The sequence below is a fragment of the Sulfodiicoccus acidiphilus genome (assembly GCF_003967175.1).
Classification (GTDB): domain Archaea; phylum Thermoproteota; class Thermoprotei_A; order Sulfolobales; family Sulfolobaceae; genus Sulfodiicoccus; species Sulfodiicoccus acidiphilus.
In genome coordinates this window covers 1,463,199-1,481,046 of record NZ_AP018553.1, presented here as the reverse complement: position 1 = coordinate 1,481,046, position 17,848 = coordinate 1,463,199, and the positions used below count along the sequence as shown (strand labels likewise).

Here is a 17,848-nt window from a genome sequence, read left to right as displayed (position 1 = left end):
AAATAGATTAGAATACATCTTATATAGAAATCACTTCCTAATAGGAAAGCTTATTAATTTGTAGTCAGTTAATATATCTAGAACAAACATGAGCGAAGAAGTAAACCCAGGAAGTAGAAACGGCCCTGAGGTAGTAGGAGTAGAAGTGTTAAAGAAATCAGGACTGAACGTGGATACATTAATAGATAAACTAGTGAGAGCTACCGCTGCTGAGTTCACGACCTATTATTATTACACAATTCTGAGGATGCATCTCACCGGCCTAGAGGGAGAGGGACTCAAAGAGATAGCCGAAGACGCTAGGTTAGAGGACAGGTTACACTTCGAACTAATGAGCCAGAGGGTATACGAGCTTGGAGGGAACCTGCCGAAGGATATGAGGGAAGTGGCCAACATATCTGCGTGCTCCGACCCATATCTTCCTGAAGGTTGGAAGGATCCGAGGAGTATCCTGAAGGTCCTGCTGGAGGCAGAACAATGTGCAATAAGGACGTGGAACGAAGTGTGTGATATGACTTACGGCAAAGATCCCAGAACTTACGACTTAGCTCAGAGAATATTACAAGAGGAGATTGAGCACGAGGCCTGGTTCCTGGAGCTACTCTATAATAGACCCTCTGGGCACTTCAGGAGATCCTATCCAGGAGAGGGGCCTTTGTCGAGGAAAACTCGCACCGGATAATTTTTCCTCCGGTGTTATTATTGAGGACTTGTTTAAATTTAACCGAAATACCAGAGGGTGATCCTGTAAAGGTTCACGCGGGCGACCAACTGGTAGTCCTAGTTAGAATAGGAAGAAAAGTGTGGGCTATATCGCCCTATTGTCCGCACAAGGGAGCTGACATATGGAAAGGAGACGTAATCAATGAAAAGATAAGGTGTTACCTCCACGGTTACATCTACGATTTAAACACGGGAAGGCCGGTTTTCGTACCGTACCCTGAGAAATACGGCAAATGGAGGGAAACAGGGAACTTGGTCGAGTTCCCTGTGAGTGAAGAGGGGGAGCAGGTTTGCGTAACTATTTCAGGTCCTAGCCAGTGATTGTAGTGAAAGTAAAGGACGGGATCAGGTTGTTTGGACCAGCTTGGATAGCTCTTTTGGCTAACGCGGACTCAGCGAGTATTCTGGGAGGGCTCTTGACTGGCGATCAGTACGGCACTAGACTTCTCTGGTTCATCATTCTCCTTTCATTTCCTCTTTACGTTATCCAAGAGGCCGCTGGAAGGTTAGGCGCGGTGACTGAGAGGGGATTGGGAGAAGTGATCAGAAGGGAGTACGCGCGCAAAGTAGCTTTAATGGCAACTGTTCCTATGTTTTTGGTAGATTCATTCACTTATCTCAGTGAATATGTTGGTATAGCGGTTGGAGCGTCCATGTTAAGCATCAATCCAACGATAATCTTGCCAGTAGTTTTTGTCCTTCACCTCGTGATAATCTTCACGGGAGAACTTGAATCAACTGAGAGGACTCTACTAGTGGTCACAGCACTCATACTTTCAGTTTCGTTATTTCTAGTATTTCCCCTGAGGTATCTAGGTTATCCATTCTACATTTCGTCCTCTCCTAAGTTCCTACTGTTTCTTGCTCTCAACGTCGGAGCCGTAGTCACCCCACCTTGCATGCTCATATATCAGAGCACCTCGACCGCGCTCAGGTACTCTAAATCTAAAGCTCCGTTAAGATACAGGCTGAAATGGAACAGCAGGGAGACGCTAATTGGTTCTTTGGCCACGGAAGCAGTGATTGCCTTGGCCGTAATTATAGGTCAGAGAACTCCCTACGAAATCACATCATCCGTGAATTCGTTTTTGGGGATTCTACTGATATCTTCTGGTTTCCTCGCCTTGGTGGTGGTCTCACTGGCGAGCTCGTGGGGAGTCCTTGAGTCCTTAGGGGCCAATAACAAGTCCAATGTGAAGAAGGTGTATCTCTTGGAATCCGTCCCCATGTTCCTCGCGGTCTTCTTAGTAGGTGATTATCTGAAACTCTTGAACTTGGCTGTAGCAATCCTTTCGGTCTCCCCATTAGTGGTGACACTCCCCGCAGTCCTCATAGGGATACTCGTCTCCAGAAGAGAGTTAATGGGAGAATACACCTTTTCTAAAGGGAGAATGATCGTCTATTTCGTTGTCGTTGCCATGTTTCTAATCACAGGATTGCTCGGAGTGATTGAGTTAAGTTAAGTGTTTGCGTTAACTTTCATTTAAATGGGGCTGAGTATTACAAGACAAGATGTTCTACCTCCCTGTAGGGAGAACACCGCCACATTTTCCTGAGTATTTCGGGAGATTCCCGCTCCTTGGTATTATCTTCAAATTGTTAACTTTTAACTGAGTAGTGAGCCAACATGAAATAATCTGGAAAAAGTTCAGGAAGCTGTTAAGAGTATGTTTGGAAGCTAGGGAAACCGTCGACTTCCTCAATAGGAAGGGGTTAAGCGAGAAGGTTACCATTGCTTCTACAGCAGCTACATGAGTCCAAGGTCCCTAACTTAGGAGGCGGTTCCTTAGGCACTTGGGCGTATACTGACCTTGACGCGGTGACACGTTTGGTGTATGTGGGTGTCGCACTCCCCCACCTCGAACACGCGGATTCCCTCCACGTCTAGTCCTACAGCTTCAAGGACAATTGGAACATCCGCTACCGACGGGTATCGAGGTCGCCCTGGAAGCGGGAAACCCTCGTTGCTAGGACGTCCGTGAGGGGTTCACGAAAACCAAATTCCTCCTGTCGTAGTAGACACCACAATCTCCGTATGGCCTCGTTTACATTCCACGCCTAGTGTTCCTGCCCTGGCGGAGGAGCGACAGCCAGTTGCCTCTCATCCTTCACGACATCTATTTTAGTTCCTCCAATTCCCTTACGAGGGAAATGTATCTTAGGACGGCGGTCTTCCCCTTATCGGTTAAGACGACAATAGTCCTAGGTCCCTGGAGGGTTATGGACTTCTTAACTAAGATTAGGCCCTCGTCCTCGAGGACCTGAAGATGGGCGAAGAGGGAACTCTTAGGGAGATCCGTGGCCTTCAGTAGGTCAACGAAGGTCACTCTGCCTAGGTAGTAGAGGGAGAGCAAGATCCCGACCCGCGCAGAGCTAGAGAAGGACGGAGTAGAGAGCAACTCCATCAGCTCCTTGAGTTTCTCACTCATGCTCTAGGACCTCTCTGAGGGACATGTAGCCCGCGTAGATCCAGGTGACGGAGAAAGTGAGGTAGATGGTTGGAAACAGGGGTTGGTTGTAGAACTCAGGACGCACCAAGAACGCGAAAACTAAGGCGAGTGTAACTGACGCTAACACGTCGTAATGTCTCACTCCACCCCCCATCCTGCCCAGGTACAACATGCTCCTCCCGAAGAGGGCCGCGAATAGTAGAGCACCGGCCAGCGCTAGAAGGAAGTGAGAAGAGTAATCTCCAACCAGGATGAGCGAGAAACTCAAAGCGTAAAGCAACTGGGTTCCTAGGAAGATAGGTCTGAACGTCCGCTCCGAGTTACCCCTCCGGGCTAAACCCGTCGACCTAGTCTCGATCCTCCCGTAAACCCCCATGGCCTTCCAGAACACGTAGAAGGAGTAGACCATGTAGGGGACGACGAGTACGGGAGTGAAGTTATAGGACACCGGTGGGAGGTCGAAGGAGGTCAGGAGGCTAGTGAAGATGGCTACGATCAGGGGCTCGGTGCTCCAAGCGAGATAGTACTTTCCCACGGCCTTCCTATACTCGTATCTGACTACACGTAAGGCTATTTCCTCCGACTCGTTGACTAGGTCCTTTACCTCCATCTAAGTTCATCTCACAGGAGGCTATATATCCTGTCCAGCACTACGAGATCCCCCAACTTACTCCCCTGTTGATCCTTCACGAAGGAAAACCTCTTCCCTCCTATCTCCACTTCTAGGAGTGCCCCGTTCCTTGAGCCTTCCACTACAACCGAGCTCAGTAACTCGCCCACATTGATAGGACCGTGGAGCCTCCCCTCGAACAGCATATATGCGTCCAACTCCTTGAAGTTCGTGGCTACGTCCAGCTCGTGGGTGACCACCAGCCCGCTCTCTCCGTACTCCTCGATCCAATTAACTACAACGGACCTCCGGGCTGCGTCAACGTTCTCGAATGGTTCGTCGAGGAGTATTGTCCTCGGATTAGTGGCCAAGGCCACAGCGGTCCTGAAGAGTGCTCCCTGTCCGGAGGAGAGTTCGTAGACCCTCTTACTTAGGTCCTTGATACCAACGTTCCTTAACATCTTCACCGCCAATTCCTCGTTGAGGTCCTTGATCTCCCCGAAGAGGTAAAGAACGTCCCTTAGTCTCACCCCTAGCGTGAACACCTCAGGTAAGTTGGTCGCCAACGCGTTCATGTTCCTCGCTTTCGCCACCTCCACTCCCTCCACCCTGGCACTGCCCTCGTAGGGCAGTACACCGGCAAGAGCCCTCAGGAGGCTCGTCTTCCCGGAACCGTTAGGACCTAGCAGGAGGACCTTTCTGTCCACGTCTGCGGTGCACCTCTCGATCACATCCCTTGAACCGAGCCTCACCGAGAAGTCCCTTAGCTGTATCAAGCGATCCTCCCCTCCTCTAGAGGCTTGTAGTAGAGGTTCCTCGCCCCCAAGGTTCCCACGAGTGTGAGAACTGCGGTCCAACCCAAGGCAGAGAGCACAGCTAAAGTAGGTGACAGAGGAGTCACCACGTCCAACCTACCTGTCGAAGAGTAGTTGTCGAGTATGAGCGCGAAGTTCAGTGGAACCTGGGTCCCCACGTATGACCTGACGAGCAATGCCTCAAGTGCCGTGAAGGGGCTGAGGTACGTCAGCTCACCCAGCTTTAGGTAAAGGTAGCTGAACGAGAACCCGTAGGTCAGGATGAGGGGAACGAAGGAAGTGAGGTTGGAAAGTTTCCTGGAAGCCCTGGCCACCAACACTTGGAGAACGAAGGACAGGGAAGTCATGAAGACGGCGGTGAGGACCACTACTCCAACCAAGGCTGAGGGATCAACCGGGTAAACTGGGAGGTCGAACTTGTCTGAGAAAGTGAGGGAAAGTAAGCCCAAGGTGATCGCTTGGGCCGATGAGCCCACAGCCAGTGTTCCGGCGTAGACCCCAGCGGTGTAGTGGGCGGAGCTCATTTTGGAGAACCTGAAGAGATGAGGCAGCGCTCCCGTCTGATATGTCAACATAAAGGTGGTGCTGATAGAGACGGCGCTCAGTGAGTTCAACACCAACTCCCCCGCCCAGGCTCCCCCGTAATAGATCGCGGGTAGCTTCTGGTCTGGAACCTGAGAGGAGAAGACGTAAGCTCCCATCACTTCCCAGAAGACGGCGAAGGCAACCCCCCACCCCCAGATGTACTTGTTGGTGAGGAAGGTCCTCACCATGTACTTGACTAACCTCACGTTAGGTGGTGGGGCGCTCTGAGATAATAGGGAACCTTAGAGGTTCAAAAACTGAACTCCTCACAGGTGTCTCACGACTACCTCTGGGGTAAGGGGCATGGTCAAGAGTTCTCTATTTAGGGCATCCTCCACCGCGTTGACCACTGCAGGAGTTGCTGCTATGGTACCTAACTCTCCTATCCCCTTGGCCCCCAGTGGGTTGTCGGACTTAGCTAGGCCCAAAGAAGTCCACAACACCCTGACGTAGTCCTTGGGGCGCGGGACGTGGTAAGAAAGGAAGTCGGTGGATAGGAGTGAGCCGTCGTCTCCGTAAATGGCCGCCTCATAAAGGGCCTGGCCCACACCTTGTAGGACTGCCCCGTGGACCTGTCCTTCCGTAGTGAGTGGATTCACAACAGTTCCCACGTCGTCGAAGGCCCTGTAGTCGAGCACCCTCACTTCTCCCGTCTCCCGATCCACCTTCACGAGAGCTAGGTGAACTCCGTAAGGTGAGTAGTAGAGTTTCTGGACGTAGGAGTAGGACTCCTCTGGAACCACCCCCATGGAGAGGGATGCGTCGAAGAGCCTAGAGAGATCCATGGAGTCACCGTCGCCTTTCCTCCTGAACTTGCCCTCCGAGTACTCCAATTGAGCCACATCCACACCCATAGCTTCCGCCGCCGTCTTGGCAAGTCTCTCCTTCAGTCTCAGGGAGGCTTCGTACACCGCAGCTCCTCCGATCGCAACAGTCCGGCTCCCGGCGGTGTACTGCCCGTCCGCTATGAGGTCGGTGTCGCCCCAGAGCACCTCGACCTGACTAGGATCTACCTCGAACACGTCGGCTGCGATCATGGCGAAGGCGGTTCCGTCACCTTGACCGTGGGGCCCAGAGCCGCTCACCACCTGCACTTTCCCTCCAGACGTCAATTTGACCTTGGCCGTCTCGTAGGGACCGAAGGAGGCGATCTCCGCTGGGAAGGCAACTCCCACCCCAGCCGTCTCTCCCCTCGATCTCATCTCGTCCCTCTTGCGCCTCAACTCCAAGTAGGCCGGCTTCGCCCTCTCTAACGCTTCCCAGTACCTTCCGCTATCGTGGGTCATCCCAGTGGGAGTCCTGTACTGGTTAGCCTCCTTCAGGGAGTTGAGCTGCCTTATCTCGAACTGATCGACGCCGACCTTCCTGGCCGCCAGGTTCACTATGCGTTCTATGAAGTAGGATCCCTCTGGCCTCCCAGCCCCCCTGTAGGCCTCTATGACCGTCTTATTGGTGTTAACACCGAGGACCCTTACGTTGACGTTCCCTATGTCGTAGTGCCCAGTTATCATCCTTGCTGCGGTCGAGGCCATACCGAAGGCGCTCTCGTTCACTTCGGCGATTGGTGCACCTGCGTCGAAGTAGAGTGTTCCCTCTATTCCCAAGATCCTTCCTTGTCTATCCACCCCTGCTCTGAACTTCAAGATCATGTCCCTCCCTTGGTTCGTGGAGGCCATGTCCTCGGCCCTGGTGTTGAACCACTTCACCGGCCTCTTGGTCAACACCGCCAAAGCGCTCACAGCCAACTCCTCCGGGTAAGTCATTAACTTACTACCGAAGGCCCCTCCGACCGCAGGCTGGACGGCTCTGACGCTCCTGACCCGAGCTTGGAGACGAGACCTTGAACGGCCTTCTTGACGAAGAAGGCGCTCTGGGTGCTCGACCACACTGTAAGCCTGTTCCCATCGTACGACGCCACAGCCCCCCTCATTTCCATTGCGCTGGGTATGAGCCTCTGGTTGAGCAACGTTCCCTCCACTACGGCGTGAGCCCTCCTGAGGGCCACCCCTACGTCACCTGCCTCTACCCTCTCCTCTCTGAACACGTTCGACTTGAGGTCGGACCTAGCCTTCGGCGAAGACTCCTCGGTGGCCTTAATTGGATCGACCACCGCTGGCAACGGGTCGTACTCCACCTCGATCGACGAGACCAGGTCCCTAGCGGTGTACTCGTCCTCAGCGAGGACCACGGCGAGGGGTTGCCCCACGTAAACGGCTTCTCGTTCTGCTAAACCCACCTTAACTGGTAGGTCCTCCGCAGTGTAACAGAGGCCTCTGCAGTGAACCTTGAACTTGGCATGAGCGTACTGGCTCCTGAGGAAAACTGCGTGGAGTGTGGACGGCAGGGTGATGTCGTAAACGAATGTGGCCCTGCCCGTTATCAATGGAACGTCCTCGACCACCCTCTTAAGTGGCTTCCCGACGTAACGCATGGTTCACTGAATGGTGAAACTCGCTTAAAAATGGTGAGTCCGCGTGCAGTACGTCTAATCCACGAACCTCTTCAGGTTCTCCAGGGAGGCCTTGAATTTCCTAAAGTTCAACTCCTCAAGGACGGCCCTATCGGACTTGCTCAGGCCTTCAACCCGGTGTTCCACCTCCATCCTCACTAAGGTTCCCTCCCAAGTCCTCTAAGGTGAACTTCGTTGAGAGGCTTCACAGGTCCTTGGAACCTTTGAACGGTTTGTGAACCTCCACTGTACTCTAACCTCTCTAACTCCTCCGAGAACTCGTCTCCAGCCCCGGACAGCCTCACTGAGTACTTTTTCCATTTTCCTTTCGTCTTCCGTTAGTCCCAAGTGAACTCCCTGCACGTTACGGAGAAGATGGGGAGGTTGAGCAGGTCCCTCAATGCACTCGACACTTCCTCGATCGGGACATTTACGGTATCGTGGGGAGAGAAGCGGCGAAACCGTCTGTCCCACTCGTGAGCTACCACGCCCTCACGGACGGGGCGTCCTCGCGGTGAGTCCCGCTCCTCGGAGGAACCTCGATCCCCTTCCGTAGCGGAGGTTCAGTGGAACCGTCCTGTGAACAGTACGGGAGGGAGGTCACGGAGGGTTTCCTATCGACAGGCGCGAGTTCCCCCAGTCCAGAGGGTGCGACCAAGCTCTTTCAGCAGAGGTCTAGGAAATTTTTTCATTATTATAAAAACCTTTATATAAGGGGGCTATCCACCCACATGGCAGGGGACTTTCCGCCTCCCTTAACCCCGAAAAGTTAAAGATTCCTGTGGAACGGACCCCTAGTTTTTGTAGGTGATAGAGTTCTCAGTGAGTTGGAGAAGGTAATTTAACTGCAGATTCCCCATTTACCCCATGGAGTTCTATCTGGAAGTTGGAGACGAGGAGGGGGCCAACGCAGCCTCCAAGGCGGGTTTCCACGGGGTAGTGTCGACGGGTCCTAGAGGGAAAGTAACACTTCTTAAGACGAACGACCTAGAAAAAGTGGGAAGCGATTTCCTCCTCACTGAAGACGAGTCCCTGGCCAAGGAAGCGAAGAGGAAGGGACTGAAAGTGGCCCTTCTGGTCCAATCTCCCGTGAAGCCAAAAGTCGAGGTGGACTTGCTCGTAGTTCCTTACGGCCTCGTCAACCCACGTTCAGTGAGACAACTGGGAGTGGACAGGGTGCTGGCGTACAACGTGAACGATCCCGTAATAGCTGAGAGGATGAAGGAAATCGGCGTTAAAGGAGTCGTGACGTCCAACGTCAACCTGATCAAGGAGATGGAGAAGGTGAACCAAGGGAGTCCATGACCTTCACGAGGCACTCTCTGAGGTTATCTAGGAAGGAGGGGCCGTGGTGGGCCAATGTGTCGGCCGGGAGGACCACTAGTCTTCCCTCTCTCACTGCCCTCAACTTGTCCCACCCTCTGCTTCGCACTAGCTCCTTGACCTCCTCCCCAGACGGCTGCTTCCTTTTGAACTCGTAAATTACAACATCTGGATCCGTCCTGAAGACGTCACTGACGTCGAATAGCGGAAAGTCGGCAACTTTGACCCCGTAAAGGTAGGCCTGCTTTACGTTGCCGTAAACGTTGTGCACATTAAGGAGGTGGAGGGCACTGGTAATGTGGGAGAAGAACGCCGGTACTGTGGGCCCTCCCAGATCTATCTCTATGTAGGCCCGCACCGGGGTCGAGAACCTCAGTCGGGAGAGTTCCACCAACCTACTGTGAAGTCCCTCCGCCAACTTGGCTCCCTCTTCGTACTTCCCCACTAACCCGCCCACCAACGCGACCCCAGATATCAGTTCGAAGACCGTAGAGGGGATGGGCACGGGAAAAACGGGAACCTTTGCGGCCTTAAGCTGGTCGATGAGCGGACGCTGCACTCCTGTGGTAGTGAGGACTAGGTCAGGCGACAGTTCTCTGACTACGTTCGTGTTGAGGGTAGCGTAAGAGCCAACCCTCCTCACTTTCAGCGCCTCTCGAGGCCTGTAGGACCAAGAGTCTACCCCTACCACCCTATCTCCCATCCCCAACATGAAGAGGGTCTCAGTCACTGCCGGGGAGAGGCTTATTATCCTAGAGGGCTCCTCCGGCACGTCCACGAATCCAACTTCCGGACTGTAGACTTTCACACCTCTAATTGGAGGGGGAACTTAGAAGGTTGTCCCCTTGGAACCTTTGATATCGAGAAACACAAGGAGTTCTTTTTCCCCGAAAAGTAAAATATCTGGAACCTCAAGGTGACACATGGACTACGCCTCAGCAGTGAGGCAGTTCGCGGACCTGTCGAAGTCCAGAGACGAGGTGAAGGCATCAAGGCTCCCAGGTCTCCTCACGTCGTTGAACAGGATCAAGCAGAGTAGGTTCAACTGGGCTGCGGAAGTGTTCGAGGGTATTCACGTGAGGGAGAGAGGAAGTACACCGGCCCTGATCTGGACCAACCTAGATAGCGGAGAGGAAGGTAAACTTACGTATTCTCAGCTATCGACCTTAGCGGACTCGGTGCTATCGTTCCTAAGAAAGGAGGGAGTGAAGGCAGGGGACTCGGTGTACCTGATGACTCCACTGGTTCCAGAACAATGGGCATCTATGCTGGCCATAGTGAAGGGAGGTATGGTGGGAGTGCCCACGGCCGTCAACCTGACAACGAGGGAGCTCTCCTACAGGTTCTCCGACCTCCGTCCAGCTGCCGTGATCGCGGACCAAGACAGTGCTGCTAGAGTCGAGGAGGCTATGGGCTCGATGAAGCCGGTCAAGCTGGTGATCGGGAGGAGGGAGGGCTGGACGTCGACGGACTTCCTACCGAAGGAGACGGTCAGACCCGAGGACACGTCCCCGCATCAGCAGTCCCTCAACTACTTCACCTCTGGAACGACAGGCCTCCCGAAGAGGGTCATACACACCGCCTCTAGTTACCCAGTGGGAAGCCTGTCCACAGCTGCATTCATAGGCCTTAAACCTGGAGACCTCCACCTGAACCTCAGTGCCCCAGGATGGGCCAAGTTCGCCTGGAGTTCCTTCTTCTCACCCTTCAACCTGGGAGCCACGGTGTTAGCCATTAACTACTCTGGTAAGTTGGACGCGTCCAAGTACCTGAACGCCGCAGAGTCCCTAGGCGTCACGACTTTCTGCGCACCTCCGACAGCCTGGAGACAGTTCGTGGTTCAAGACCTCTCCAACCTCAAGTTCGATAAGTTGAGGGAGGCGGTCTCGGCGGGGGAACCACTGAACCCCGAGGTGATAAAGGTGTGGAGGGACAGGTTCGAGGTCACGATAAGGGACTTCTACGGCCAGACAGAAACCACAGCAATGATAGGTAACCTTCCTTGGGAGGAGGTTACGCCGGGCTCGATGGGACGCCCATCTCCCATGTACGACGTGGTCCTACTCGACGACGAAGGGCGGGAGATCAGGTCTCCTGGGACCGTGGGACATGTAGCAGTCAAGTTGAGCACTTGGAGGCCGGTGGGGCTGTTCTTGGGATACTCAGATGACTCCAAGAACAGGGACGCGTTCCGAGGAGGATATTACTACACCGGAGACAGGGCCTACTTCGATGAAAGGGAAAGGTGGTTCTTCGTTGGAAGGTCTGACGATGTCATAAAGACGTCAGATTACAGGGTGGGCCCCTTCGAGGTGGAGAGCGCAGTGATAGAACACCCCGCGGTGGCAGAGGTGGCGGTAGTGGGAAGCCCAGATCCCCAAAGGTGGCAGTTAGTGAAGGCCTTCGTCGTATTGAAACCGGGGTACCGTGCGTCGGAGGAACTTGCGAGGGAAATAGCGTCTCACTGTAGGGAGGTCCTCATGGCCTACAAGGTACCGAGGATAGTGGAGTTCGTGGACGAGTTGCCCAAGACCACTAGCGGGAAAATCAGGAGGAACGAATTGAGAAAACTCGAGGAGGAGCGTAGAAGGAGGGGAGAAAGGGGTGAACGCGAGTACTTCGTTTGACAGATGGTGCAGGAAAGGTGAGATGAGGTTGGGATGTCCCTCGATTCCCGTGGAGATCCGCTCTCCGCCTTTGGGCAAGTCGTGATGAAGCGTGAAGCCACCGTGAAGGGTGGTTCGCAACTTTCACGACGTCTTTACCCCTTTCGAGTCCACCTCCACCACCATATTCGGCCCCTTCCCTAGATTTCGCTATGGCCGAGGCCGTGCTTATCCCACTCGCCTCCAGGAGCGCGAAATTTTATGGACCACTCACTCAAAAATCCTTCACTTAATTTGTGGTGGTCCTAAACGCGTCGAGGAAGGTTTGGATGGGAGTAGACACTTAGCTCTTGTTCAGGTTCCCCCCTTGTTGAGAAGACTCTCTCGGAGTTGTGTGCTCTCCGTACCTCCTCAAGGGTTTCGAAACCTCACCGGAGTCGATGAGAGATGATGTGAACTACCCCGCCCTCACGGACGGGGCATCTCGCGGTGGGGATTTCCTGCTTCCCGGAGGGACCTCGATCTCCTTACGTAGCGGAGGTTCAGTGGAACCTTTCTGTGAACAGTACGGAAGGGGGATCGCGGAGGGTTTCCTCTCCACGGGCGTGAGTTCCCCCAGTCCAGAGGGTGCGACCCAGCTCTCACAGTAGAGGTCGTAGAAATAGTATTTTGACAACCGTAAAGAGGTTTACATAAGGGGGCTGTCCGTCCCCACGGAAGGGGACTTCCGTCCCCTCAACCTCCGTTAAGTTAAAAACGTTTATTTAGTTTCTATAAGGGGTCTGTCCCTGAGATGGGGACTCCCAACAAGTTAAACGACGGAGCTTTCAATGTCTTGTGGTGTAAGGACGATTCATAACGCCGTTGAAAATAACGCCGATGTTAGAGGAACTATCGTCCTCAGTTCTTGAATTCCCTCAACGCCTTAATTAGGGTAGAGGTGAAGAACGGGAGATCGCCGGGCTGCCTAGAGGAGATGAGGTTCCCGTCAACTACGACAGGCTGATCTACGTATTCCCCTCCAGCTGCTACGACGTCGTCCCTTATCCCGTAGGCTGAGGTGAGCTTCCTAGAGCGCACAAGTCCGGCAGATATGAGAACCTGTGGACCGTGACAAATTGCTGCCACTGGCCTCTTTGACTCGAAGAACTTCCTAGTTATTTCCTTGACCTCTGGAATACTCCTTATTCTCTCCGGTCCCCTCCCTCCTGGTATCACCAAAGCCCCGTAGTCCTCAACCTTCACTTCCTTAAAGGAGATGTCAGACTCCACTGTGTATCCGTGTTTTCCCGTCACTTTGGCCTTGGCCTCCTTCCATGCTATTACTGGGTGATGACCCTCCTCTATCACCCTGTAGAAAGGATAGAGCAGTTCCACGTCCTCGAATTCCTCCCCCACTACGAAGAGTACCTTCATATCCTGAACCTCCAGTCTCTCGTATATAGCCTTAACCTCTCCCTTGTTCCTAAAATCACCCCCAAACTGGATCGACTTACCATGCTTGTTGATCGAGAACTTTACGACAGCTCCTTATAGTCCATGTCCAGATCGATGGAGCTGATCTCTGTGAAGTGGAAGGAGAGGTGGTGGAGGGACGCAGTGCTGTATGAAGTGGTTGGTGAGTCCCTCGCATCGACCGTCTTTGGAGGCGGAAGGTGTGACGGTGCCATCTTCATGACAGTAGGGGACAGCTTCCAGCTCAGCGAGGTGGATGGGTACTTAGAGGGGAGGCTCAGGGCACTCGGAGTCGGGGGTCGACTAATCGCGTTTCTCACTAAGGTTGACGTGGCGACAAGGGAAGTAATAGAAGGGAAGGACCACCTAGTTGTGTCGACGGCTGGACTCACCAACCCCTCCTGTCCTCGAGAAGTGGGCACTATAAACGTGTTCGTGGCAGTCGAGGCCTCACCTGTGGGCAACGCAATGGCCGACCTCTTCAGACTCGTCACCGAAGCTAAGTCGGCGGCCGCCTTCTCCTTGGGACTTCGGTGCGGGGATCTCCCATGTCCTGGGACTGTGTCGGATGCGATCGGTGTCGCCTTCACCGGAGGGGATCCCTTGAGGTTCGTGGGGTTGGGCACCGGGATAGGAGACGCCGTTTACACCGACGTAATTAAAGCGGTAAGGACGGCGGCCGGAAGGTGGTCAAGCTGGAGGGGCGATCTTCTTTAGGGCGTTGACCGCTTCCCTAACGTGGGCCGTTGCATTGAGCTGAGAGTCGTAAACGTGCCTTATGATGCCGTCCTTATCTATGACGAATGTCACCCGAGGAGGCATCAATGTTCCCTTCACGTCGTAGAGCTTCCTTATCTCCTTGGTCGTGTCGCTAATCAGCGTGAATGGAAGGGAGTACTTGGACTTGAACTGCCTGTGGGACTCGACTGAGTCGGAGCTAACTCCTATTACGACGGCATCGTACTTCTTCACCTCCTCCCAGTTGTCCCTGAAGCTGCACGCCTCCGCCGTACATCCAGGAGTGTCGTCCTTAGGGTAGAAGTATAGCACTATGTGCTTCTTTCCTATGAGGTCTGAGAGCCTGAACTTCTCGCCCGAGTCGGTTACCCCCTCGAAGTCAGGAGCCCTAGTTCCGACCTTGAGTGCCACGAGGCCGGGTGGCCTTACCGACAAATAACTGTGTTGTCAATACGGCGAAGGGCGTCGTTAATGCGCAGGTTTAATAGGGATTTGGCAGAGCAAAAAGTGTCGTGGGCCTACCTTCGTCTTGGGCGGTATACAGGAGAGCGTCGCCTAGAGGCTTTAGTTCGTCTTTAGCGTCCAAGACGTTTAGTCGAGGGATCGAGACGCTAGAAACGTCTAGCTTCTATAGAAAAGGATTCTCTAAAAATGACTCATCCTCTTAGAGGTACTCCCACACACCCTTTCCCCTGTAGTTGTACATGACCGTCTTATAGGCTGTGACGTACTCTATGGTATAGCCTATTCCCTCCCGGGCAACCCCAGATCCCTTCCTCCCTCCGAAGGGGAAGTACCCTATGCCGTGCCTAGGGTAGTCGTTGACGTAGACGGCGCCCACCTCCAACTGCCTTATCACCCTCCTCACCCGCGTCATGTCGTTCCCGAAGACCGCTGCGTCCAGGCCGTACCTTCTCCCGTTCGAGACCGCGACGGCATCCACTTCGTCCCTCACCTTAGTGAGGAGGGCAACCGAGAGGAAGACCTCCTTGTTGTACAGGTAGAGGTCGCCTATCCTCTCCCTTTCCACTTCAATTAGGGTAGGTTCGACGTAGTGACGCCCAAGTCTCCTACCCCGAAGATGACTTTCGCACCCTTTGAGACGGCGTCCTTAACTCCCTGTTCCAACTCGTCGACTGTAGACTCCTCGATCACAGGCCCCATAGTTACATCTGGATCTCTAGGGTCACCGACTCTCACCTTTGAGAGCTCCTCCAACAACTTGGCCTTCAGTTGGTCGTAAACTTGGGGCTCCGCCAACACTAGCTTCACGGAATCGCACCTCTGGCCAGAGTAGCTGGTTATTCCGGCCACTATCCTCTGGGCCGCCCAGTTCACGTCAGCGTCAGCAAGGACTATTGCTGGGTCGCCACCTCCCAGCTCCATGACATATTGCTTTATCCCGCCCTCCCTCATTATTGCCTCTCCAGTCTCGGTACTTCCGGTGAGGGTTATACCCTCGACTCTGGGATCCCTAACCACTCCTGAGACGTCGGACCCACGGGAGGTTAGGACTGCGAAGGCCGTCCTCGGGAACCCAGCCAACTCGAGCAACCGAGCGAACATGATCGCGGTCAGGGGAGTCAAAGTGGAGGGCTTAAGTAACATGGCGTTCCCAGCCACGGTGGTGTAGACGAACTTGTTGACTACATCGAACAGGGGGTAATTGAAGGGGGTTATGGCGAGCACTAGGCCCAAGGGCTCCCTCCTCACTATGGCCTCGGTCTGTAGGCTCTCCGAGCTCCAGTCTCCTGGGACGTAGTCACCGTAGAGCTTCCTCACGTCTAGGTCGGCCCTCCTCAACCTTTCCACCGAGGCTCCCACCTCTCCTAGGGCGGCCTGCCTCGTCTTTCCGTTGTTCACGATCAGGACATCCACGAAGTCGTCCTTGAGCTCCTCCAACAGGTCCGCCACCTTGTGGTATATGGCCAACCTCTTCTCTCCAGGTGTGTCCCTCATCTCCCTCCTTCCCTTTGAGTAAGCCAAAGAAAGGACCTTGGAGGCGACCTCTCCGTTGACACGTGGTACCTTGGCGAAGATAGAAGAGTCTATTGGGCTCCTGACGTCCATGAGCTCCGTACCGGAGTACCACTCCCCGGCCAAGTAGGTCTTGAATTCTGGGACCCCGTCCATCCTGTATATATCCTTGAACTCGGCCTTGCTCAGGCTGAGCGCAACGGGCTTGGTGACTTCCATAATGACGTTTACACTTCAGTATCTAAAAAGCCCAGTGCACGTTTCGACCAGTAACAGTGCGTGAGGGGAGGAGCGAGGTTCTCCCACGTGGGCGTCAGGGAAGTTCCTGAGAGTTTAGGAACCTCGAGGCCTCCTTGAGGTCTGGTACCGCCTCTGTGTCTCCCCTGACCGTCACCACCAGGGTCGCCGCGGCACTGGCGTACCTTATGGCCTCCTCCACCGATCTTCCTTGAAGGACAAGCCCAACGAAATACCCGGCCAGCGCGTCCCCGGCTCCTATGGGGTCCTCCACCCTGACCTTGAAGCTCGGTCCAGCCACGGCCTTTCCGTCTACGTAAACTCTGGAGCCCCTCTCCCCCATCTTAAACACCACAGTCTCCACCGAGAACTCCTCCCTAAACCTCCTCACTGCGGCGTCAGGATCTTCCTCCCCCACTATTATCCTGGCGTCGACTGGATCGACGAAGAGGAACTCAAGTCCATGTAGAACCCTTCTCAATGCCTCCCTAGCCCTCTCTGGAGACCAGAGCTTTGGTCTGATATTGGTGTCGACAGACCTCCTGGGGGCCAGTTGAAAAGCCCTCTCCACGGCCTGTCTCGCCGAGTCGCTGATGGCCAGTGTTATCCCAGTCGAGTGGACCAATCGAGCCCCTTTAACTAGGGACTCGTCCACGTCCTCAGGTGAAAGCTTGCTCCCTGCGCTATCTTTTCTGTAGTAGAATACTTCGCTCCTGTCAGGGACCGGGAAGTGCCTCTGAATGAAGTAGACACCGGTAGGAGAGGGATCTACCTTCACCGCACTCACGTCGACACCCCGAGCCCTGCCGTACTCGATCACCGCCTTCCCGAATTCGTCTTCTCCCACCCTAGCCAAAAGGGAGCACTGCAGTCCCGTGGTGACAACGGAGACGCAGAAATTGAGCTCAGATCCCGCCACATGTGTCTCGAACATGTGGACGTAGCGAAGAGGTCCAGGGGACGTCGCGTTGAGTTGGACCAGCGGTTCACCTAGGGCAACAACTCTCATTTCAGGGACTCAACCCTCCTCTTCAGGGGCTCGAGCTCCGACCTCAACCTCGCCTCGTCTACAACTGGATAGACGGGAGGCCTAGGTACTCCAACGTCGTGGCCCTGGAGCTCCCTCACCAGAACGTAGTTGGCGGCAAGTGAACCGTACTTCCTGGAGAGGTCTATGAGCTCCGCTATGACCTGCTGAACCTCAACGGCCTCCCTAAGCTTTCCATCGTTCACTAAGTTCCTGACCCTCAAGAGTAGCTCGGGGGCGTAGTTGCCTAAGGCCGATACGACCCCGTCCAACCCAGAAGCCATGGAGGGTAGGACCAATGTGTCCGCCCCAGTGTACACCTTTAGGTCGGGGAGGACCCTCTTAAGGGAAAGAGGGTGTGCGAGGTCCTGGGTCGTGTCCTTAACTCCCTTGAGGCAGCCTATTTCCTTGGCCAAGGCAGGAGAGACGTCGAAACCAGTGGCTAAGGGGTAGTTATAGAGGTAAACGGGGTGAGGCGAGGCAGCGCACAGATCCCTGAAGTACCTCAGTACCCAGTCTTCACGCATCCTCGGGAAGTAGTAGGGTGGATAAGAGGCCACTCCAACTATGTCAAAGTCCTTGGACTCCCTGGCCAACTTTACAACGTCGTAGAGGTTCAGACCACCTACCTGAAAGATAACCCTGTTCGTGACGTCGTAGACCGACTTGAGGACTGCTAGCTTCTCTTCGGGTGAGAGAGCAGGTCCCATTCCTGTGGTCCCGTTGAGGAAAATTACGTCGACACCTTTCCTAACCAGATGTGTAACGTGCTCTTTTAGCTTCTCCAGGTCTACCTTCCCCTCAGGTGTGAAGGGCGTTACCGTGGGAACGATGATGTCTGGCATGATAGTAT

Annotated in this window: 18 protein-coding genes and 2 pseudogenes; 6 read left to right on the top strand and 14 right to left on the bottom strand. The window is 54.2% G+C overall.

The window, feature by feature from the left end:
* Window positions 1-88: 88 nt before the first annotated feature.
* The 3 genes from dps to HS1genome_RS07940 are packed head-to-tail and all read left to right on the top strand — an operon-like array spanning window position 89 to window position 2,186.
* Window positions 89-682, top strand: a complete 594-nt coding sequence (gene dps / locus HS1genome_RS07950; protein WP_126450319.1) for a DNA protection during starvation protein — start codon at window positions 89-91, stop codon at window positions 680-682.
* A 20-nt stretch (window positions 683-702) separates the two neighbouring features.
* Entirely contained in the window at window positions 703-1,044 is a 342-nt protein-coding gene (locus HS1genome_RS07945) for a Rieske (2Fe-2S) protein (RefSeq protein ID WP_126450318.1), read from the top strand.
* Window positions 1,041-2,186 carry a divalent metal cation transporter gene (locus tag HS1genome_RS07940; RefSeq protein ID WP_197721478.1) on the top strand — a complete coding sequence of 382 codons (1,146 nt, stop codon included), beginning with the start codon at window positions 1,041-1,043 and terminating at the stop codon, window positions 2,184-2,186. The genes HS1genome_RS07945 and HS1genome_RS07940 overlap by 4 nt, the downstream gene beginning before the upstream one ends.
* A 654-nt stretch (window positions 2,187-2,840) precedes the next feature.
* Here HS1genome_RS07940 and HS1genome_RS07935 read toward each other — a convergent pair.
* The 8 genes and pseudogenes from HS1genome_RS07935 to HS1genome_RS13055 all read right to left on the bottom strand — a co-directional run bounded on the left by HS1genome_RS07935 (window position 2,841) and on the right by HS1genome_RS13055 (window position 7,791).
* Complete coding sequence (locus HS1genome_RS07935; protein ID WP_126450317.1) at window positions 2,841-3,152, bottom strand: transcriptional regulator; 312 nt, start codon at window positions 3,150-3,152, stop codon at window positions 2,841-2,843.
* Window positions 3,145-3,783, bottom strand: a complete 639-nt coding sequence (locus tag HS1genome_RS07930; protein WP_126450316.1) for a hypothetical protein — start codon at window positions 3,781-3,783, stop codon at window positions 3,145-3,147. The genes HS1genome_RS07935 and HS1genome_RS07930 overlap by 8 nt, the downstream gene beginning before the upstream one ends.
* An 11-nt stretch (window positions 3,784-3,794) precedes the next feature.
* Window positions 3,795-4,559: an ATP-binding cassette domain-containing protein gene (locus HS1genome_RS07925; RefSeq protein ID WP_126450315.1), complete on the bottom strand. Its 765-nt coding sequence runs from the start codon at window positions 4,557-4,559 to the stop codon at window positions 3,795-3,797.
* A complete protein-coding gene (locus tag HS1genome_RS07920; RefSeq protein ID WP_126450314.1) occupies window positions 4,556-5,389 on the bottom strand; it encodes a hypothetical protein in 834 nt (277 codons plus the stop codon). The genes HS1genome_RS07925 and HS1genome_RS07920 overlap by 4 nt, the downstream gene beginning before the upstream one ends.
* 60 nt (window positions 5,390-5,449) lie before the next feature.
* Window positions 5,450-6,565, bottom strand: a complete 1,116-nt coding sequence (locus tag HS1genome_RS07915) for a xanthine dehydrogenase family protein molybdopterin-binding subunit (protein WP_338067375.1) — start codon at window positions 6,563-6,565, stop codon at window positions 5,450-5,452.
* A gap of 3 nt (window positions 6,566-6,568) precedes the next feature.
* Window positions 6,569-6,949 (bottom strand): annotated as a pseudogene (locus HS1genome_RS13195) (molybdopterin cofactor-binding domain-containing protein); the annotation flags it as partial.
* Window positions 6,946-7,614: a xanthine dehydrogenase family protein molybdopterin-binding subunit gene (locus HS1genome_RS13060; RefSeq protein ID WP_338067356.1), complete on the bottom strand. Its 669-nt coding sequence runs from the start codon at window positions 7,612-7,614 to the stop codon at window positions 6,946-6,948. The pseudogene HS1genome_RS13195 and the gene HS1genome_RS13060, both read right to left, overlap by 4 nt.
* Window positions 7,615-7,668: 54 nt before the next feature.
* Window positions 7,669-7,791 carry a hypothetical protein gene (locus HS1genome_RS13055; RefSeq protein WP_268243622.1) on the bottom strand — a complete coding sequence of 41 codons (123 nt, stop codon included), beginning with the start codon at window positions 7,789-7,791 and terminating at the stop codon, window positions 7,669-7,671.
* Between the two features lie 708 nt (window positions 7,792-8,499).
* Here HS1genome_RS13055 and HS1genome_RS07905 point away from each other — a divergent pair.
* Window positions 8,500-8,937, top strand: coding sequence for a PI-PLC domain-containing protein (locus tag HS1genome_RS07905; protein WP_126450313.1), 438 nt, complete (start codon window positions 8,500-8,502; stop codon window positions 8,935-8,937).
* Here HS1genome_RS07905 and HS1genome_RS07900 read toward each other — a convergent pair.
* A complete protein-coding gene (locus HS1genome_RS07900) occupies window positions 8,900-9,763 on the bottom strand; it encodes a helical backbone metal receptor (RefSeq protein ID WP_126450312.1) in 864 nt (287 codons plus the stop codon). The two genes, HS1genome_RS07905 and HS1genome_RS07900, sit on opposite strands and share 38 nt — an antisense overlap.
* A 115-nt stretch (window positions 9,764-9,878) precedes the next feature.
* On the opposite strand from HS1genome_RS07900, the gene HS1genome_RS07895 reads away from it, so the two are divergent.
* The gene (locus HS1genome_RS07895; protein ID WP_126450311.1) at window positions 9,879-11,582 is read left to right on the top strand and encodes an acyl--CoA ligase; all 1,704 of its coding nucleotides are present in this window, start codon (window positions 9,879-9,881) and stop codon (window positions 11,580-11,582) included.
* A gap of 879 nt (window positions 11,583-12,461) precedes the next feature.
* On the opposite strand, the gene HS1genome_RS07890 is transcribed toward HS1genome_RS07895, so the two are convergent.
* A complete protein-coding gene (locus tag HS1genome_RS07890) occupies window positions 12,462-12,977 on the bottom strand; it encodes a type 1 glutamine amidotransferase domain-containing protein (RefSeq protein WP_126450310.1) in 516 nt (171 codons plus the stop codon).
* Window positions 12,978-13,127: 150 nt separating this feature from the next.
* Between HS1genome_RS07890 and HS1genome_RS07885 the strand changes: the two genes are divergently transcribed.
* Entirely contained in the window at window positions 13,128-13,733 is a 606-nt protein-coding gene (locus HS1genome_RS07885) for an adenosylcobinamide amidohydrolase (protein WP_158613748.1), read from the top strand.
* Here the strand turns inward: HS1genome_RS07885 and HS1genome_RS07880 are convergent.
* The 4 genes and pseudogenes from HS1genome_RS07880 to HS1genome_RS07865 all read right to left on the bottom strand — a co-directional run bounded on the left by HS1genome_RS07880 (window position 13,707) and on the right by HS1genome_RS07865 (window position 17,840).
* On the bottom strand, window positions 13,707-14,165 hold the full coding sequence (locus HS1genome_RS07880; RefSeq protein ID WP_126450308.1) for a peroxiredoxin: 459 nt from the start codon (window positions 14,163-14,165) through the stop codon (window positions 13,707-13,709). The genes HS1genome_RS07885 and HS1genome_RS07880 overlap by 27 nt on opposite strands.
* A 253-nt stretch (window positions 14,166-14,418) precedes the next feature.
* Window positions 14,419-15,950: pseudogene (gapN, locus tag HS1genome_RS07875) on the bottom strand (NADP-dependent glyceraldehyde-3-phosphate dehydrogenase).
* 94 nt (window positions 15,951-16,044) lie between these two features.
* Window positions 16,045-16,977 (bottom strand): bifunctional 2-dehydro-3-deoxygluconokinase/2-dehydro-3-deoxygalactonokinase, encoded by a 933-nt coding sequence (kdgK, locus tag HS1genome_RS07870; protein ID WP_126450307.1) that lies wholly within the window; start codon window positions 16,975-16,977, stop codon window positions 16,045-16,047.
* Window positions 16,974-17,840: a bifunctional 2-dehydro-3-deoxy-phosphogluconate/2-dehydro-3-deoxy-6-phosphogalactonate aldolase gene (locus tag HS1genome_RS07865; protein WP_126450306.1), complete on the bottom strand. Its 867-nt coding sequence runs from the start codon at window positions 17,838-17,840 to the stop codon at window positions 16,974-16,976. Before HS1genome_RS07865 ends, kdgK begins: the two co-directional genes overlap by 4 nt.
* Between the last annotated feature and the right edge of the window lie 8 nt (window positions 17,841-17,848).

Excerpts from the sequence above, each read along its gene's own strand:
- HS1genome_RS07865 (WP_126450306.1), bottom strand. The coding sequence starts at position 17,840 with ATGCCAGACATCATCGTTCCCACGGTAACGCCCTTCACACCTGAGGGG.
- HS1genome_RS07895 (WP_126450311.1), top strand. The coding sequence starts at position 9,879 with ATGGACTACGCCTCAGCAGTGAGGCAGTTCGCGGACCTGTCGAAGTCC.
- HS1genome_RS07890 (WP_126450310.1), bottom strand. The coding sequence starts at position 12,977 with ATGAAGGTACTCTTCGTAGTGGGGGAGGAATTCGAGGACGTGGAACTG.
- dps (WP_126450319.1), top strand. The coding sequence starts at position 89 with ATGAGCGAAGAAGTAAACCCAGGAAGTAGAAACGGCCCTGAGGTAGTA.
- HS1genome_RS07930 (WP_126450316.1), bottom strand. The coding sequence starts at position 3,783 with ATGGAGGTAAAGGACCTAGTCAACGAGTCGGAGGAAATAGCCTTACGT.
- HS1genome_RS13060 (WP_338067356.1), bottom strand. The coding sequence starts at position 7,614 with ATGCGTTACGTCGGGAAGCCACTTAAGAGGGTGGTCGAGGACGTTCCA.
- HS1genome_RS07935 (WP_126450317.1), bottom strand. The coding sequence starts at position 3,152 with ATGAGTGAGAAACTCAAGGAGCTGATGGAGTTGCTCTCTACTCCGTCC.
- HS1genome_RS07905 (WP_126450313.1), top strand. The coding sequence starts at position 8,500 with ATGGAGTTCTATCTGGAAGTTGGAGACGAGGAGGGGGCCAACGCAGCC.
- kdgK (WP_126450307.1), bottom strand. The coding sequence starts at position 16,977 with ATGAGAGTTGTTGCCCTAGGTGAACCGCTGGTCCAACTCAACGCGACG.